General features: G+C 66.4%; 16 protein-coding genes. 9 read left to right on the top strand and 7 right to left on the bottom strand.

Translation table 11 applies throughout. The features are described 5' to 3' along the window. The first annotated feature begins 37 nt into the window (after positions 1-37). The 6 genes from gltB to queG all read left to right on the top strand — a co-directional run bounded on the left by gltB (position 38) and on the right by queG (position 8,437). Positions 38-4,576, top strand: coding sequence for a glutamate synthase large subunit (gltB, locus tag CVM50_RS08585; protein ID WP_085889714.1), 4,539 nt, complete (start codon positions 38-40; stop codon positions 4,574-4,576). Between the two features lie 338 nt (positions 4,577-4,914). Beyond that, on the top strand, positions 4,915-5,181 hold the full coding sequence (locus CVM50_RS08580) for a hypothetical protein (protein ID WP_085889622.1): 267 nt from the start codon (positions 4,915-4,917) through the stop codon (positions 5,179-5,181). Positions 5,182-5,300: 119 nt separating this feature from the next. Continuing rightward, entirely contained in the window at positions 5,301-5,588 is a 288-nt protein-coding gene (locus tag CVM50_RS08575) for a hypothetical protein (protein ID WP_085889623.1), read from the top strand. A gap of 99 nt (positions 5,589-5,687) precedes the next feature. After that, a complete protein-coding gene (gene mtgA / locus CVM50_RS08570) occupies positions 5,688-6,440 on the top strand; it encodes a monofunctional biosynthetic peptidoglycan transglycosylase (protein ID WP_232618193.1) in 753 nt (250 codons plus the stop codon). 102 nt (positions 6,441-6,542) lie between these two features. Further along, positions 6,543-7,214 carry an FtsZ-binding protein FzlA gene (gene fzlA, locus CVM50_RS08565; protein ID WP_085889624.1) on the top strand — a complete coding sequence of 224 codons (672 nt, stop codon included), beginning with the start codon at positions 6,543-6,545 and terminating at the stop codon, positions 7,212-7,214. 161 nt (positions 7,215-7,375) lie between these two features. After that, the gene (gene queG / locus CVM50_RS08560) at positions 7,376-8,437 is read left to right on the top strand and encodes a tRNA epoxyqueuosine(34) reductase QueG (RefSeq protein WP_085889625.1); all 1,062 of its coding nucleotides are present in this window, start codon (positions 7,376-7,378) and stop codon (positions 8,435-8,437) included. Between the two features lie 105 nt (positions 8,438-8,542). Here queG and CVM50_RS21325 read toward each other — a convergent pair whose 3' ends face one another. Then, positions 8,543-9,403, bottom strand: coding sequence for a hypothetical protein (locus CVM50_RS21325; RefSeq protein WP_085889626.1), 861 nt, complete (start codon positions 9,401-9,403; stop codon positions 8,543-8,545). A 290-nt stretch (positions 9,404-9,693) separates the two neighbouring features. After that, on the bottom strand, positions 9,694-9,918 hold the full coding sequence (locus tag CVM50_RS08545) for a hypothetical protein (protein WP_085889627.1): 225 nt from the start codon (positions 9,916-9,918) through the stop codon (positions 9,694-9,696). Between the two features lie 332 nt (positions 9,919-10,250). Between CVM50_RS08545 and msrB the strand changes: the two genes are divergently transcribed. After that, complete coding sequence (msrB, locus tag CVM50_RS08540; protein WP_085889628.1) at positions 10,251-10,697, top strand: peptide-methionine (R)-S-oxide reductase MsrB; 447 nt, start codon at positions 10,251-10,253, stop codon at positions 10,695-10,697. Beyond that, positions 10,697-11,209, top strand: a complete 513-nt coding sequence (msrA, locus tag CVM50_RS08535; RefSeq protein ID WP_085889629.1) for a peptide-methionine (S)-S-oxide reductase MsrA — start codon at positions 10,697-10,699, stop codon at positions 11,207-11,209. Before msrB ends, msrA begins: the two co-directional genes overlap by 1 nt. Positions 11,210-11,217: 8 nt before the next feature. On the opposite strand, the gene CVM50_RS08530 is transcribed toward msrA, so the two are convergent. Continuing rightward, a complete protein-coding gene (locus tag CVM50_RS08530) occupies positions 11,218-11,742 on the bottom strand; it encodes a hypothetical protein (protein ID WP_085889630.1) in 525 nt (174 codons plus the stop codon). A gap of 133 nt (positions 11,743-11,875) precedes the next feature. Beyond that, positions 11,876-12,478 carry a HupE/UreJ family protein gene (locus CVM50_RS08525; RefSeq protein WP_085889631.1) on the bottom strand — a complete coding sequence of 201 codons (603 nt, stop codon included), beginning with the start codon at positions 12,476-12,478 and terminating at the stop codon, positions 11,876-11,878. A gap of 277 nt (positions 12,479-12,755) precedes the next feature. On the opposite strand from CVM50_RS08525, the gene CVM50_RS08520 reads away from it, so the two are divergent. Next, complete coding sequence (locus CVM50_RS08520) at positions 12,756-13,679, top strand: DMT family transporter (protein WP_085889632.1); 924 nt, start codon at positions 12,756-12,758, stop codon at positions 13,677-13,679. 150 nt (positions 13,680-13,829) lie between these two features. On the opposite strand, the gene CVM50_RS08515 is transcribed toward CVM50_RS08520, so the two are convergent. Genes CVM50_RS08515 through CVM50_RS08505 form a run of 3 tightly spaced genes read right to left on the bottom strand, consistent with a single transcriptional unit; the run spans position 13,830 to position 16,900 of the window. Next, positions 13,830-15,182 carry an NAD(P)/FAD-dependent oxidoreductase gene (locus CVM50_RS08515; protein WP_085889633.1) on the bottom strand — a complete coding sequence of 451 codons (1,353 nt, stop codon included), beginning with the start codon at positions 15,180-15,182 and terminating at the stop codon, positions 13,830-13,832. Between the two features lie 9 nt (positions 15,183-15,191). Then, complete coding sequence (locus tag CVM50_RS08510) at positions 15,192-16,013, bottom strand: ABC transporter permease subunit (protein ID WP_085889634.1); 822 nt, start codon at positions 16,011-16,013, stop codon at positions 15,192-15,194. Further along, on the bottom strand, positions 16,010-16,900 hold the full coding sequence (locus CVM50_RS08505; RefSeq protein ID WP_085889635.1) for an ABC transporter permease subunit: 891 nt from the start codon (positions 16,898-16,900) through the stop codon (positions 16,010-16,012). Before CVM50_RS08505 ends, CVM50_RS08510 begins: the two co-directional genes overlap by 4 nt. Positions 16,901-17,039 lie beyond the last annotated feature (139 nt).

Here is a 17,039-nt window from a genome sequence, read left to right as displayed (position 1 = left end):
CCGCAACACCGCCATTTCGGCCAAGGGAGACCTGACCATGACCAAGATCGACGCGAATTGGGCCGCAGCCGAGAAAGCCAAGCGCCAGTGGATGGAGGAAAACGGCCTGTTCCGCGAGGAGCATGAGCATTCCTCCTGTGGCGTGGGCCTTGTCGTTTCCATCGACGGGAAGCCGTCGCGCAAGGTGGTCGAGGCGGGGATCACCGCGCTGAAGGCGATCTGGCACCGCGGCGCCGTGGATGCCGACGGCAAGACGGGCGACGGCGCGGGGATCCACGTGCAGATCCCGGTCCCCTTCTTCTATGACCAGATCAAGCGTACTGGCCACGAGCCGCGCGAGGATGAGCTGATGGCCGTGGGCCAGGTCTTCCTGCCGCGCACCGATTTCGGCGCCCAGGAAACCTGCCGGACCATCGTCGAGGCCGAAGTGCTGCGCATGGGCTACTACATCTACGGCTGGCGCCACGTCCCGGTCGAGATCGACTGCCTGGGCGAAAAGGCCAACGCCACCCGCCCCGAGATCGAGCAGATCCTGATTTCCAACATCAAGGGCGTCGACGAGGAACAGTTCGAGCGCGAGCTGTACGTGATCCGTCGCCGGATCGAGAAGGCCGCCGCCGCCGCCGGCATCACCGATCTGTATCTCGCGTCGCTGTCCTGCCGGTCGATCATCTACAAGGGCATGATGCTGGCCGAACAGGTCGCCGTCTTCTACCCCGACCTGATGGACGAGCGTTTCGAGTCGACCTTCGCTCTCTACCACCAGCGCTATTCCACCAACACCTTCCCGGAATGGTGGCTGGCGCAGCCCTTCCGCATGCTGGCCCACAACGGCGAGATCAACACGCTGAAGGGCAACGTGAACTGGATGAAGAGCCACGAGATTCGCATGGCCTCCTCGGCCTTCGGGGACATGGCGGAAGACATCAAGCCGATCATCCCCGGCGGGTCTTCGGATTCCGCCGCGCTGGATGCCGTCTTTGAGGTGCTGGTCCGCGCGGGCCGCAACGCGCCCATGGCGAAAACCATGCTGGTGCCCGAGTCCTGGTCCAAGCAGGCCGAGGAACTGCCCGAAGCCTGGCGTGACATGTATTCCTACTGCAACTCGGTGATGGAACCCTGGGACGGCCCCGCCGCCCTGGCCATGACCGACGGTCGCTGGGTCTGCGCCGGCACCGACCGCAACGGCCTGCGCCCGATGCGCTATGTCGTGACCGGCGACGGGCTGCTGATCGCGGGCTCCGAGGCGGGCATGGTGCCGACGAACGAGGCCACCGTGCGCGAAAAGGGCGCCCTGGGCCCGGGTCAGCTGCTGGCCGTGGATACCTTCGAGGGCAAGCTCTACCACGACGTGGAAATCAAGGACAAACTGGCCGCCGGTCAGCCCTTCGGCGAATGGGTCGGCAAGATTTCCGAGCTGGACGAGGCCTTGGCCCAGGTCGAGGAGAAGCCCCTGTTCGAGGGCGGTGAGCTGCGCAAGCGGCAGATCGCGGCGGGCTATTCCATCGAAGAGCTGGAGAACATGCTGGCGCCCATGGCCGAGGACGGCAAGGAAGCCATCGCCTCGATGGGTGACGATACGCCCTCTGCCGTGCTGTCCAACAAGTATCGCCCGCTGTCGCACTTCTTCCGCCAGAACTTCAGCCAGGTGACCAACCCGCCGATCGACAGCCTGCGCGAATTCCGCGTGATGAGCCTGAAGACGCGCTTCGGCAACCTGAAGAACGTGCTGGATGAGAGCAGCGCGCAGACCGAGATCCTGGTGCTGGATACCCCCTTCGTGGGTAACGCCCAGTTCGACGAGCTGCGCAATCACTTCAACGCCGAGATGGTCGAGATCGACTGTACCTTCCCCGCCACCGGCGAACGCGGCGCTCTGCGCGAGGCGCTGAACCGCATCCGGCGCGAAGCGGAGGACGCGGTTCGGTCCGGCGGCGGTCACATCATCCTGACCGATCAGCATCAGGGCCCCGACAAGGTGGCCATGCCGATGATCCTGGCGACCTCCGCCGTGCACAGCTGGCTGACCCAGAAGGGCCTGCGCACCTTCTGCTCCATCGGGGTGCGCTCGGCCGAATGTGTCGATCCGCATTACTTCGCCGTGCTGATCGCCTCCGGCGCGACCATCGTGAACGCCTACCTGGCCGAGGACAGCATCGCCGACCGCATCAAGCGGGGCCTGCTGGACGGCACGCTGACCGAGAACATGAAGCGCTATCGCGATGCCATCGACCAGGGTCTGCTGAAGATCATGGCCAAGATGGGCATCTCGGTCATTTCCTCCTATCGCGGCGGCCTGAACTTCGAGGCCGTGGGCCTGAGCCGCGCCATGTGCGCCGAGTTCTTCCCCGGCATGCTGTCGCGGATCTCGGGCATCGGGATCTACGGCATCCAGAAGAAGATCGAGGAAGTGCACCGCCTGGGCTGGAAGAACGGCCAGGACGTGCTGCCGATCGGTGGTTTCTACAAGGCGCGCAAGTCGGGCGAGACCCACGCCTGGGAAGCGCAGACCATGCACATGCTGCAGGCGGCCTGTGACCGGGCCAGCTACGAGATCTGGAAGCAGTACAGCGCCCGGATGCAGGCGAACCCGCCGATCCACCTGCGCGACCTGCTGGCGATCAAGCCGCTGGCCAAGTCGATCCCGATTGAAGAAGTCGAATCGATCACCTCGATCCGCAAGCGGTTCGTGACGCCGGGCATGTCCCTGGGCGCGCTGTCGCCCGAGGCGCACAAGCTGCTGAACGTCGCGATGAACCGCATCGGCGCCAAGTCCGACAGCGGCGAGGGTGGCGAGGATCCGGCGCACTTCGTGCCCGAACCTAACGGCGACAACCCGTCGGCCAAGATCAAGCAGGTGGCGTCGGGCCGGTTCGGCGTGACCGCCGAGTACCTGAACCAGTGCGAAGAGCTTGAGATCAAGGTGGCCCAGGGCGCCAAGCCCGGTGAGGGGGGGCAGCTGCCCGGCATGAAGGTCACCGACCTGATCGCCCGCCTGCGCCATTCGACCAAGGGCGTGACCCTGATCTCGCCGCCGCCGCACCACGACATCTACTCGATCGAGGATCTGGCGCAGCTGATCTACGACCTGAAGCAGATCAACCCCACCGTGAAGGTGACGGTGAAGCTGGTGTCGTCCTCCGGCGTCGGCACGATCGCCGCCGGTGTGGCCAAGGCCAAGGCGGACGTCATCCTGATCTCGGGCCACAACGGCGGCACGGGTGCCTCGCCCGCGACCTCGATCAAGTTCGCGGGTCTGCCCTGGGAAATGGGTCTGACCGAGGCGCACCAGGTGCTGGCAATGAACAAGCTGCGTGAGCGGGTCACGCTGCGCACCGATGGGGGCCTGCGCACGGGCCGCGACATCGTCATGGCCGCGATGATGGGGGCCGAGGAATACGGCATCGGCACCGCCGCCCTGATCGCCATGGGCTGCATCATGGTCCGTCAGTGCCAGTCGAACACCTGCCCGGTGGGCGTCTGCACGCAGGACCCGGCGCTGCGGGCCAAGTTCACCGGCACGGCGGACAAGGTGGTGAACCTCATCACCTTCTATGCCCAGGAAGTGCGGGAGATCCTGGCCGAGATCGGCGCTCGGTCCCTGGACGAGGTGATCGGCCGCGCCGACCTGCTGCACCAGGTGTCGCGCGGGGCGGAACACCTCGACGACCTCGACCTGAACCCGCTGCTGATCACCGTCGATGGCGCCAAGGACATCCACTACGACCGTCTGAAGCCGCGCAACGCGGTGCCGGACACCCTGGATGCCGAGATCGTCCGCGATGCCGCCCGCTTCCTGAAGGATGGCGAAAAGATGCAGCTGTCCTACGCGGTGCAGAACACGCACCGCACCGTGGGCACGCGCACCTCTAGCCACATCGTGCGCGCCTTCGGCATGCGCAACGCGCTGCAGCCCGACCACCTGACGGTGAAACTGGAAGGCTCCGCCGGTCAGTCCCTGGGCGCCTTCGCGGCCCCGGGCCTGAAGATCGAGGTCTCGGGCGAGGCCAACGACTATGTCGGCAAGGGTCTGTCGGGCGGCACCGTGGTGGTGCGTCCCTCGATGCAATCGCCGCTGGTGGCTGCCGAAAACACGATCATCGGCAACACCGTCCTTTATGGTGCGACTGACGGCTACCTCTTTGCCGCGGGCCGCGCGGGCGAACGCTTCGCCGTGCGGAACTCGGGCGCCAAGGTGGTGATCGAGGGCTGTGGCTCGAACGGCTGCGAATACATGACCGGAGGTATCGCGGTGATCCTGGGCTCCATCGGCCCGAACTTCGGTGCCGGCATGACCGGGGGCATGGCCTACCTCTATGACCCGGACGGCCGCGCCGAGACGCTGATGAACACGGAAACCCTGGTGACCTGCCCGGTGACCGTGGATCACTGGGAGCAACAGCTCAAGGGACTCATCGAGCGTCACGTGGCCGAAACCGACTCGCGCAAGGCCCGGGACATCCTTCAGCACTGGGATCTGGAGAAGGGCAACTTCCTTCAGATCTGCCCGAAAGAGATGCTGCAACACCTGTCTCACCCCCTGTCGGAGGAAGAAGTCTCTGTTCCTGCGGAATAATTTCCGCCCTAGAAAACGTCACAAAACTTTCAAGAGGGTCTGCCGCTGCGGGCTCTCTTTTTTCGTTCAACCACCCTCAGACAACTTTTTTGAGGCAAAACTAAACTTCTGAGTACTGGGTTTTGTTCAATGAATGAATTGTAAAACATATTAAAATCAAATGGTTGCAGGGCCTCTCATGTTTGTGAGGGCACGATATGCCTCAATGAACCGAGACCTGTGCATAGATGCACTTCCAATGACGGCTCGCCGGGCCTATATCTCTCTCATCGCAAGGACGCAGACAGAAACACACAGCGTCTGAAGCAAAACAAACTAGAGATCTTAGGAGACCAACAATGAAAACCCTCAAAGCACTCGGCGTCGCCGCCCTCGTCGCAGCTTCCGCAACCTCCGCTTCGGCTCAGTTCTTCAACGGCTACAGCGACGACGACGCACGTTCGGGCCTGAACAGCGTTCAGTCCGCACAGCAGGACGTGACCCGCAACTACACCGACACCAACTCGCTGGCCGCTTCCGGCAACGCCGTCGTGGACTACAGCGATGACGACGCTCGCTCGGGCCTGAACGGCACGAACGCCTACGTTCTGCCCGAAGCCAAGTAAGACCGGGGTTCGTTACCTACGCTCCCCGTGGTGACGACCCAGGCATCGGCACCGGCACCAGAAATGGCGCCGGTGCCGTTTTCTTTCAAGATCGCAAGCCCGGCTTCCGGGAGGTGTCCATGACGACCCGCACTGCTTATGTCCCCGCTCTCATCCTGGCCGTCGCCCTGACGGGGGTTGCCCCCGGAACGTCACAGGCGGATTCCGATGAGGGGCCCACCATCCTGTCCAGCCTGCGCAATGCGGCGCGGTCCTCCCGGCTGGAGGATGAATACCGCCGCGATACCTTTGACCTGCACTCCGGCTTCGGGGCCATCGGGGCCGACCGGGGGATGTCTGGCAACAGGATCCCGGGGGCAAGGCGCCCCGATATCTGGCCCGCCGACTGGGCGGGGCAACGCGATTGAATGAAACCGGCCCTGGTGCCGGTTTTTTCTTGCCTGCCAACCGGAAAGGGGCCTGGCAATGACTTTGCTGCCCCGGCTGTCACGCGTATAGCTGGACTCGTGGCAAAGCAGACGAAACCCAAAACGAAGACGCGCAAGACGGCCTCCCGCAAGGGAAAAAAGGCCGCGCGCGGTGGTCCGCAGCCCCTGCGCTGGCTGCGACGCTGGATTTTGCGCGGGCTGGCGGTCGTGGTGATTCTCTTTGCCCTCGTCGTGACCTCTCATTCGGTGATCCGCCCCTGGGGCGGTGCCTACATGCTGCGGGAACGGTTGCGCCTGGGTGAGATAGACCGGCAATGGATTCCGATGGAGGAGATCGCCCCGGTGATGGCGCGCTCGGTCGTGGCGGCCGAGGATGCCAATTTCTGCCTGCACTGGGGGATCGACATGTCCGCGATCCGCGATGCCATTGCCGACGGCGCGGCGCGGGGCGGGTCGACCATCTCTCAACAAGTCGTGAAGAACGTCTATCTCTGGCACGGGCGCAGCTACGTCCGGAAGGCGCTGGAGACGCTGATTACCCCGCTGGTGGAGCTGACCTGGTCGAAGCGCCGGATCCTGGAGGTCTATCTGAACGTGGCCGAGTTCGACGAGGGCGCCTTTGGCATCGAGGCCGGCGCCTGGCGGTATTTCCAGGCACTTCCGAAGGATCTGTCGGCGGATCAGGCCGCGCGCCTGGCGGCCGTGTTGCCCTCGCCGCAAAGCTGGTCGGCCAGCGCGCCGGGTGAATTCGTCTCCCGCCGGTCGGCGGCAATCCGCGACGGGGCCGCGACGATCGCACGGGATGGGCGGGCCGCCTGTTTCGAGGATTGAAATTCCGGGCCTCAGGCGGCAAGACAGGTGACATTTCAGGCCCCGGGGCCCGTTGGCCCGCCGCGCCGTCGTGCGCCAGGCCATTCGTACCAGGACACAACGATGACTTCAGCAGAGCTTTACCACGTTCCCCTGTCTCCCTTCTGCCGCAAGGTGCGCCTGTCGCTGGCCGAGAAGAAGATCGAAGTGAAGCTGATCGAAGAGCGCTACTGGGAGAAGGACACCGATTTCCTGCGTCGCAACCCCGCCGGCAAGGTGCCGGTGCTGCGCCTGGATGGTCACGCCCTGGCCGAAAGCGCGGCGATCTGCGAGTATCTGGAGGAGCTCTATCCCGAGCCCTCGCTGATGCCCTCGGATCCGCTGGCCCGGCATGAGGTGCGCCGCCTGGTGATGTGGTTCGACGACAAGTTCCACCACGAGGTGACCTCGAAGCTGCTTTACGAGCGGGTGAACAAGAAGATCACCGGCCAGGGGTTTCCCAATTCCACCAACGTGATGGCCGGTCTGCGGGCGATCAAGTTCCACATTGATTACATGGGCTGGCTGCTGGATCACCGCCGCTGGCTGGCCGGGGACCGGATGAGCCTGGCGGATTTCGCCGCCGCCGCGCATCTGTCGGCGCTCGACTATATCTCCGACGTGGACTGGGATCGGAACGCGCAGGTGAAGGACTGGTACGCCAAGATCAAGTCGCGCCCCGCGTTCCGCGCCATCCTGATGGACCAGGTGCCGGGCTTCCCGCCGCCCGCGCATTACGCCGACCTGGATTTCTGAACGCGCAGGTCATGCCACAGGCATGACCCGAGGGGCGGCGTGGGACAGTGTGACAGCACAGCCCTGCGCATGGTTGGGCCTGACCCCGGCGGAGGGGCGCAGGCCCTCGGGATCGCGTCACCGCATTTCCCCCATCCCCCGATTTCTGGCACAAGGCCCCCATGACCGAGGCGCTGAAACGCAAACTTCTGGACCAGGCGCGGGCAGAGGGATTCTCTGCCGCCCGTCTTTGCGCGCCCGAGGCCGTGCCGGATGTGGCCGAGCGCCTGCGCGCCTTCCTCGCTGCGGGCTATCACGGGCAGATGTCCTGGCTGGCTGATCGCAGCCATTGGCGCGGTGACCCCTCGGCGCTTTGGCCCGAGGCGCGGTCGATCCTGATGCTGGCCGAAAACTACGGCCCCGATCATGACCCGCTGGAGGTGCTGGGCCATCCCGACCGGGCAGGCATCACCGTCTATGCCCAGAACCGCGATTACCACGATGTGGTGAAGAAGCGGCTGAAGCGGCTGGCGCGCTGGCTGATTGCCGAGGCGGGGCCGCAGGCCGACGGCGAAGCGGCGCAGGTGAAGGTCTTCGTCGATACGGCGCCGGTGCCGGAAAAGGCCCTCGGCCAGGCCGCCGGGCTGGGCTGGCAGGGCAAGCATACCAACCTGGTCAGCCGCGAGCTGGGCAGCTGGTTCTTCCTCGGTGCCATCTTCACCACGCTGGAGCTGCCCCTAGATGATGCGGAGGTGGACCATTGCGGGCGGTGCCGCCGCTGCCTGGACGCCTGTCCGACGGATGCTTTTCCCCAGCCATATCAACTGGATGCCCGGCGCTGCATTTCCTACCTGACGATCGAATACAAGGGTCCGATCCCGGAGGAGCTGCGCGCCAAGCTGGGCAATCGGATCTACGGCTGCGACGACTGCCTGGCGGTCTGTCCCTGGAACAAGTTCGCCGAACGCGCGGCGGAGGTGAAATACCACGCCCGTGATGACCTGCTGGCGCCCCCGTTGGCCGAGTTGGCGGCGCTGGATGATACCGCTTTCCGCGCCCGGTTCTCCGGCTCGCCGATCAAGCGGATCGGGCGCGACCGCTTCGTGCGCAACGTGGCCTATGCCATCGGCAACTCGGGCCGTCCGGATCTATTGCCGGCGGTCGAGGCGCTGACCGGCGATGCCGACCCGGTGGTGGCAGAGGCCGCCGGCTGGGCCGTGGCGCAGCTGCGCGCGAGAAGCTGACGGCAACGGGATGAGGGAAAACGGCGCCCGGGATCTCTCCCGGACGCCGCCCGCCTTCCCTGGTTCGACGCGGTCCGCGCGCCGGTCACACACCCGAAGGGTCGGTCAGACCCGGTCGTCGACGATCAGCCACAGCTTGCCGTCGGTCTTGCGGTAGAAGCCCACCACGTCCGGCGTGGTGTAGCCCCGGCCCTGCAGCCAGCTGGTCAGCGGGCCGTTGGACGCAATGCGTTGGCGCAGGCGGGCGATCCAGCCCTGGGATTCGCGCAGCTGCGCATCGAAGCTGGGGATCGAGATCTCGTCCCGGCGCGCCAGCTGCGTCACCGTCACCAGACCGAAGGCCTGCGGGGGCAGGGTCGCGATGGCCGACATGCCGGAGCCGCTGACAGCGAAGGCCAGATTTTCGGCGTCGGGCATCATGCCGCCATTGGTGCCGCCCCCATTGGAGGCGCCGCCGCCGCCGTTGCCGGAGCCGCCGCCCGAGCCGCCGCCGACGCCCAGGTCGGCGCCGATATCGGCGATGGTCTCGCCGCCGGCGCCCACATCGACGTCTGCGTCTGCGTTGATGCCGTCGCCACCGCCAAGGCCAGCGGTCACGTCAGCATCGGCATTGATGCCATCGTCGCCGCCCACGCCGGCATCGACATCGGCATCAGCCATCACGCCATCGCCGCCTCCGACGCCCACATCTGCATCCGCGTCGGCATTCACGCCGTTGCTGCCGCCGACACCGACATCGGCATCGGCCGTAACATCGAGACCGTCATTGCCACCGACGCCCACGTCTGCATCCGCGTTCACGCCGTCGTCACCACCGACGCCGGCATCAACGCTCACGCCGACCCCGTCGCCATCACTCGCGTCAAGGTCCACGTCCAGGCCCAGTTGTGCCTGTGCCGCGGTAGGGCCGATCAGCGCCAGGGCGGCGAAAACGGCGGTCGTCCGTTTCATCAGTTCCAGGGTCATGGATATTCTCCTCTCGCTATGCTGAATAAACGTGTGCAACCTGCGACAGTTGCACGCATGCCGAGAGTTGGGCGAGTCTTCGCCACTCCGGGAACGTATCATCGCCTTGAAGATAGGGGGTTCGGTGAAAATAAGTATTTGAATCAACAATGAAGTGGTGTCGGCGAAATGTTGCCGATTGACGCCGGATGGCGTCGCCGCAGTGCGGAAGAAACGCAGCCGTGCTGTGCTGCGGCACAGAAAAGGGGCCCGCGATGCGGCCCCCGGGCGTTTTCGGGGGTGTGAAAGGCTCAGTCGCGGTCGTCGATTACCAGCTGGGTGAAGCTCTGGGCCTCCAGCGCAGCGGAAAGGCTGGTACTGGCCGAAATGGCGTCCTGCATCGTCGCAATGGCCAAGGCGTTGGCGCTGATCGAGCCGCCAGCGCCTGCACCCAGCGACAGCTGCGCCCATGCGGCGGAGGTGGAGGCGGCGGCAATCACGGCGGCCAGGGCGAAGGAACGGGTTTGGACAGCCATCTGCATCTCCTGCAATCGGTCCCGGACAGGCCTCGTCTGGCGGACCCCGAAATGGGCAACGAGGGCGGGGCAAAACGCTTTCACCCGTGTGTTCCGGTGCGGAAACAGGCGACCGGCTGTCGGTTGCGCCCCTGTATCGCGGCGGGTCCGTGCCGGTTCGGGGGGTACGCAAGAACGTGAAAGCTCCCGAGACTTCGCCCGAAGGACCCGCATACATGAAGTTAACCGACTGTCGCGGCGCTCGCAGAGACCCGTGTAAAAGCTGTGTCGGCCGTACCCCTTTCCTTTCCGGCCGGCCTTCCCCACATTGAGGGCAAGCAACGGAGGAACATATGTCCGAGTATCGCAAGACAGACGAAGCCATCGCGCGGCTGACCCCGGAGCAGTTCCACGTGACCCAGGAAAGCGGCACCGAGCGGCCCTTCACCGGCCCCCTGCTGGAGAACAAGCGGGTCGGGATCTACGTCGACGTGGTCTCCGGCGAGCCGCTGTTTGCCAGCGCGGCGAAGTATGAGAGCGGCTGTGGCTGGCCCAGCTTCGTGAAGCCCATCGAGGAAGACAATATCGTTAACCTGCGGGACGAAAGTCACGGCATGGTGCGGGTCGAGGTGCGGTCGAAACACGGTGACAGCCACCTGGGCCACGTCTTCCCCGACGGGCCGACGGACCGTGGCGGGCTGCGCTACTGCATCAACTCGGCCTCGCTGCGCTTCGTCCCGAAGGAAGAAATGGAGGCCGAGGGCTATGGCCAATACATCGACCAAGTGGAGGAACTGTGATGAGTGAAGAACGCGCCGTTCTCGCCGGGGGTTGTTTTTGGGGCATGCAGGACCTGATCCGCAAGCTGCCCGGGGTGAAACGCACCCGCGTGGGATATACCGGGGGCGACGTGCCCCATGCGACCTATCGCAACCATGGCACCCATGCGGAGGGGATCGAGATCTTCTTCGACCCCGATGTGATTTCCTATCGGCGGATCCTGGAGGTCTTCTTCCAGATCCACGATCCGACCACGCTGAACCGGCAGGGCAACGACATCGGCCTGTCCTACCGTTCGGCCATCTACTACGTCGATGACGTGCAGAAGGCGGTGGCCGAGGAGACCATCGCGGATGTGGAGGCCTCGGGCCTCTGGCCCGGGCGCGTGGTGACAGAGGTCGAACCGGTGGGTGATTTCTGGGAGGCCGAGCCGGAGCACCAGGATTACCTGGAGCGGATCCCCAATGGCTACACCTGCCACTTCCCGCGCCCCGACTGGGTCCTGCCGAAGCGCAGCACGGCAGCGGAGTAACGCAGGGCCTAGGCCCCGGCGCCGCCCGGCACGGGGTCGGCCAGCACGAAGGCCAGCATCAGGATCAGGATCGCGGCGAGCCAGCTGGCCGCGATACGCAGCGCGAGGCCCGGGATCGGTCCGGGTAGCCGCGTCAGCAGCAGGTCCGCGATTTCCGCGATCAGCAGCGCCGTCACCGCCAACACGCCCATCGAGCCAAGCGCCATCAGTGCGGGCGCCGAGGCGCTGCCGCCGTGGTAGAGAGCGGCCATGATGAGCGCGGGCAGGACGAACCCCATCCCGTGGCGCAGCATTCCCGGCAGCGGCGGCCCCTTCAGGGCCAGTACCGCGCCCGCCAGCGCCCCCGCGCCCAGCGACAGCGCCGTGGCGGCCTCGCCCAGTAGATCAGCGCCCAGCAGTCCCGCCCCGAGCCCCGCCAGCCCGGCGATCAGCGGGCGTTGCCCGCCGGCCAGCGCTAGCCCGAGCACCAGCAGGGGCAGAAGGGCTTCCGGGTAGAGGAAGGGCAGGCGCAGGCCCAGCGTCAGGGCGGCCATTGCTTCCGCTGGCAGGCCCGGCACATGGGCCAAGGCCGGGGCGGGTAGCAAGGCCAGCCAAATGCAAAGGCCCGGGGCCAGCGCCCGGGCCGTTGGTAGTGTCACGACGGCTGCGCGGCGCCGGGCCAAGGGATCAGGCGATCCCGGCCAGGAAGGCGCCGCCGACCACGGCAATCAGGCCCCCGGCCAGGCGCACGACGATCCGCCCGGCGGGTTTCGCCGTCAGCAGGCCCAAGGCGATGCCGGCCATGTGCAGCAGCCCGGTGCCCAGGACGAAGCCCACGCCATAGGCCAGCGGATTGGCCGCTGCGGGCAGTTCGGTTCCATGGGCGTGGCCGTGGAAGATGGCGAAGACGCCGACGACCACCGCGGCGATCGGCAGCGGCGCGCGCACCGCCAGCGCCACGGCGAGGCCCAGCACCACGCCCGACAGCGCAATGCCCGTCTCCACGGCCGGCAGTGGCACGCCGAGGATGCCGAGCGCGGCGCCGAAGGCCATGACCAGCGGGAAGACCACCGGCAGGATCCAGATCGCGGGCTTGCCCAGGACCGCGCCCCAAAGGCCCACGGCGACCATGGCCACCACGTGATCCCAGCCGAGGATCGGGTGGCTGAACCCGCTGACGAAGCCGCCGGCGTGGCCCGCACCGGTATGGGCCTGGGCCGCAGCGGCCAGCAGCATCAGCGGCAGGGCAAGGGGAAGGGAGCGGGCCATCGGGCGCAGAGCTGGGGTCATCGGGCAAAGGTCCTTTTCGACATCGGGAGATCTGGCTTGGCACCCATGGGGGCCTGGCTCCGGGGGTCTGCCCATTATACGCGCGGGCAGGCCCAAGGCCAGAGCCCCGCGCGATGCGGTCCTGTCCTGTCCCGTCCTGCGGGGCCTGCCGCCCGCCGCTGCGACAGCGGGTATGCGCCCCGCGCCGTTGACCCCGCGACAGGGGCGGGACAGAAGGGTCGGGTGGCGCCCCGCCCTGGAGACGGGCGCGGGAAGTTACGACGCGAAAGGGGCCGGCATGCAGCCGCTCAAGGGGATTGTCCTGAAACTGGTGGCGGTGACCTGCTTCATCACCATGACCTCTCTCATCAAGGCGACGGCGGGCCATGTGCCGCCGGGCCAGTCGGTCTTCTTCCGCTCCTTCTTTGCCCTGCCGGTGATCCTTGGGTGGCTGGCGGTGCGCGGCGATCTGAGGACGGGTTGGCGCACGCAGCGCCCGATGGCCCATGTCTGGCGCGGGCTGATCGGCACCACCGCCATGGGCTGCGGCTTTGCCGGGCTGGCCTTCCTGCCGCTGCCCGAGGTGACGGCCCTGCAATACGCCACGCCCATCCTGGTGGTGGTCTTCGCCGGCATGTTCCTGAACGAGAAGGTGGGGGTCTTCCGTCTCAGCGCCGTGGGCCTGGGCATGGTGGGCGTGCTGATCGTGCTGGAGCCGCGGGTGACCACCCTGGGCGCCGATACGGTGGCGGTGACCGAGGCCGTGGGTGCGATGATCGTGATCTTCGGGGCCACCTGCGCCGCCCTGGCCCAGGTCCACATCCGCAACATGGTGCGCGAGGAACAGACCTCGGCCATCGTGTTCTGGTTCACCATCACCTCGACCCTGCTGTCGCTGCTGACCCTGCCGTTCGGCTGGGCCTGGCCCTCGGGCGCGGAGGCGGGGATGCTGATCCTGGCCGGGGTGCTGGGCGGTTTCGGTCAGATCTTCCTGACGTCGTGCTACCGCTTCGCCGATGCCTCGGTGGTGGCGCCCTTCGATTATGCCTCGATGATCTTTGCCCTGGCGATCGGCTATTTCATCTTCGCCGAGGTGCCGACGCCGCAGATGTTGCTGGGCGCGGGGATCGTGATCCTGGCGGGCGTCATCATCATCCTGCGCGAACGCCACCTGGGCCTGAAACGCGGCAAGGCGCGGGCGGCGAAGTCGATCGAAAGCTGAAGGCCGGGGGCGCTGCCCCCGCCCGCCTGCGGCGGACTCCCCCGGAGTATTTATGGCTGTCGGATGGGCAGGGGCGCGGCGCCTTGTTTCATCCGACAGTCATAAATACTCCCGCCGGAGGCCATCGCCCGCCAGGGCGATACGCTCCCTTCAAAGATCGAAGAGCCGCGCCTGGGTGTACTCGGCGGCCAGGAGCAGGCGCCGGAAGCGGCCCAGCGGGAAGCGGGGCGGCGGGGCGCGGAAGGAAGCGGGCAGGATCTCCGAGGGGTCTTCGTCGCGGGCCAGCTCTGCCATGCGGGCGCCCAGGTAGCTGCCCATGGCGACACCGTTGCCATGGTAGCCGAAGGCGGTGAAGGCGCCGGGCAGGCCGGGGACCGGGCCGCAATAGGGCGTCAGAGAGGCCGTCAGGCAGACCATCCCGGACCAGTAGTGCGGTGTCTCGACGTGGGACCAGGCCGGGAAGGCGCGGTCGAAATCGGCGCGCACCAGTTTTGCCAGCTTCGCCTCGGTCGCCGGCGACGACAGCAGCCCGCCGCGCTGGCCGAAGACCATCCGCCCGTCGGGTGTCAGGTGGAAGTAATGCAGCAGGCGCCGGTCTTCATAGGCCATCTGGCGCGACCAGTAGCCCTGGGCCTGCATCTCCGCCTCGGTCAGCGGGCGGCTGGCGATGGCCGAGCTTTGCGCGGGCAGGGTGCGCCCCCGGAACCAGGGGGCCAGGTTTTCCGCCGTGTAGCCATTGGTCGCGACCAGCACACGGTCGGCGGTGACTGTACCCCGGGGCGTGGTCACGGAAAGGGTCCGGCCCTGCTGTTCGATCGCCAGGGCAGGCGTTTCGCCATGCACCGTCACACCGGCCGCCAGCGCCGCGCGAAGCAGGCCAGCAGCATATTTCCGGGGGTGCAGGGCGAAGCCCAGCGGATTGTGCAGCCCGCCGTACCAGGTGGGACCATCGAGGCCCTCGATGGCCAGGTCGGCCTTGGAAAGCACCCGCATCTCGGTGCCGTAGTCGGCGCTGTAGCTTTCCGCGCTGGCGGCGAGTTTCTCCATGGCCTTCGGCGAATGCGCCAGGATCGTCTCGCCCGTCGAATGGCGGTCCACGTCGATCCCGTGGACGCGGGTCAGCCGGTCCACATGGGCGATGGAGGCCGCCTCGGCCCGGCGCAGATCGGCGGGCGCCTCGGGGCCGAAGCGGCGGCGCAGCTGGCCGTCGCTGGCCCGGGCCGAGCCGAGACAGCAGAAACCGCCGTTGCGCCCCGAGGCGCCGAAGGCGGGGAAGGCGGCGTCGATCAGCGTGACCTGGCGGCCTGCCTGTGCCAGCGACAGCGCGGCGTTGAGGCCGGTGTAGCCGCCCCCGATCACCAGCGCCTCGACCCGGGCGGGGCCGGGCAGCGGCGGGGCGGCCAGCGCCGCCTCGGGCACGGCCTCGGCCCAATAGCAGCGCTCGATCGGTGCGCGCGTGTAGGTATAGTCCGGGTAGATCCGGCGTGGTGTCTTCGTCGTCATGGGGTGGTCCTATGCCTCGGCACGGGCGGCGTCACGCTCTTCCTGCTGCTGGCGGATCATGGTGCGTTTCGACATCAGCGAGAAGAGGATCACCCCCATGGCGACGATGCCGATCATGATGGTCGACAGCGCGTTGATCTCCGGGCTGACGCCCAGGCGCACGGCGGAGAAGATCTTCATCGGCAGGGTGGTCGAGGATGGGCCGGCGGCGAAGGAGGCGATCACCAGATCATCCAGCGATAGCGTGAAGGCCAGCAGCCAGCCGGAGATCACCGCGGGCGCGATGATCGGCAGGGTCACCAGGCGGAAGCTCTGCCAGGGCGTGCAGCCCAGGTCGAGGGCGGCTTCCTCCAGCGAGGTGTCGAAGGAGGCGAGCCGCGACGACACCACCACCGAGACGTAGCACATGGAGAAGGTGGTATGAGCCAGCACGATGGTCAGGATCCCCCGGTCCAGGTCGATGCCGATGAACAGCAGCAGCAGCGACAGGCCGGTGATCACCTCTGGCATCACCAGCGGCGCATAGATCATCCCCGAAAACAGTGTGCGTCCCAGGAACCGCCCCGAACGGACCAGGATCCAGGCCGCCATGGTTCCCAGCACCGTGGCGATGGTGGAGGAGATCAGCCCCACCTTCAGAGTCACCAGCGCCGCGTCGAGGAAGGCCTCGTCCCGGATCAACTCGCCGTACCACTGGGTGGAGAACCCGGCCCAGACCGTCACCAGCTTCGAGGCGTTGAAGCTATAGATGACCAACACCACCATCGGCAGGTAAAGGAAGGCCAGCCCGAAGGTCAGCGACACGATGTTGAACCCGCTCATCCGTCTCATTGGCCGGCCTCCCGGTTCTTCTGCTCGTTCCGCTGGAACAGCACGATGGGGATGATGAGGATGGCCAGAAGCACCACCGCCACGGCGGAGGCGACGGGCCAGTCACGGTTGTTGAAGAACTCTTCCCAGAGCACCTTGCCGATCATCAGCGTGTCCGATCCGCCCAGGAGCGAGGGGATGACGAACTCGCCGATGGCGGGGATGAAGACCAGGAAGCAGCCGGCGATGATGCCGGGTTTCGACAGCGGCACCGTCACCAGCCAGAAGGCGGAGGTGCGCGAACAGCCCAGGTCCTCCGCCGCTTCCAGCAGCGAGCCGTCGAGCTTTTCCAGCGTCGCGTAGATCGGCAGGATCATGAAGGGCAGGTAGGTATAGACGATGCCGATGTAGACGGCGATTTCCGTGTTCATGATGGTCAGCGGCTCGGAAATCACCCCGGTCCACAGCAGGAAGGTGTTCAGAAGCCCGTTCTGGCTGAGGATGCCCATCCAGGAATAGACCCGGATCAGGAAGCTGGTCCAGAAGGGCAGGATCACCAGCGTCATCAGCGTCGGACGCCATTCGGGACGAGCCGAGGCCATGCCGTAGGCGACCGGGAAACCGATCAGCAGGGTCAGCAGGGTGGAGATCAGCGCGATGCGCAGCGAACTGAGGTAGGCCTTCCAGTAGAGGTCGTCACTGGCCAGGAAGGCGAAGTTCTCGAAGTCGAGTTCGGTGAAGAAATCGCGGATCGCCGCCCAGCCTCCGGACAGGTCGAGCTGCGGGAAATAGGGCGGGCGGGCGAGCGCCACGTCCGACAGTGAGATTTTCACCACGATCAGGAAGGGCACCAGGAAGAGCGCCAGCAGCCAGAGGTAGGGAACGAGGATCAGGATCAGGCGGCGCATGCGGGGCCTCCCGTTGTGCGGGCTGCGGAGGAGGGGGCCAGGTGGGCAGGCAGAGGGGGGCGCTGCCCCCCGTCTCCGTCCCGGAGACTCCCCCCGGAGTATTTGGAACGAAGTGAAGACAGGGCCCGGCGCCCGATGA

It is taken from the genome of Pseudooceanicola marinus (genome assembly GCF_002786295.1).
GTDB lineage: Bacteria > Pseudomonadota > Alphaproteobacteria > Rhodobacterales > Rhodobacteraceae > Pseudooceanicola > Pseudooceanicola marinus.
The sequence above is the reverse complement of the archived record's forward strand: the minus strand, read 5'-3'. Positions and strand labels throughout refer to the sequence as shown.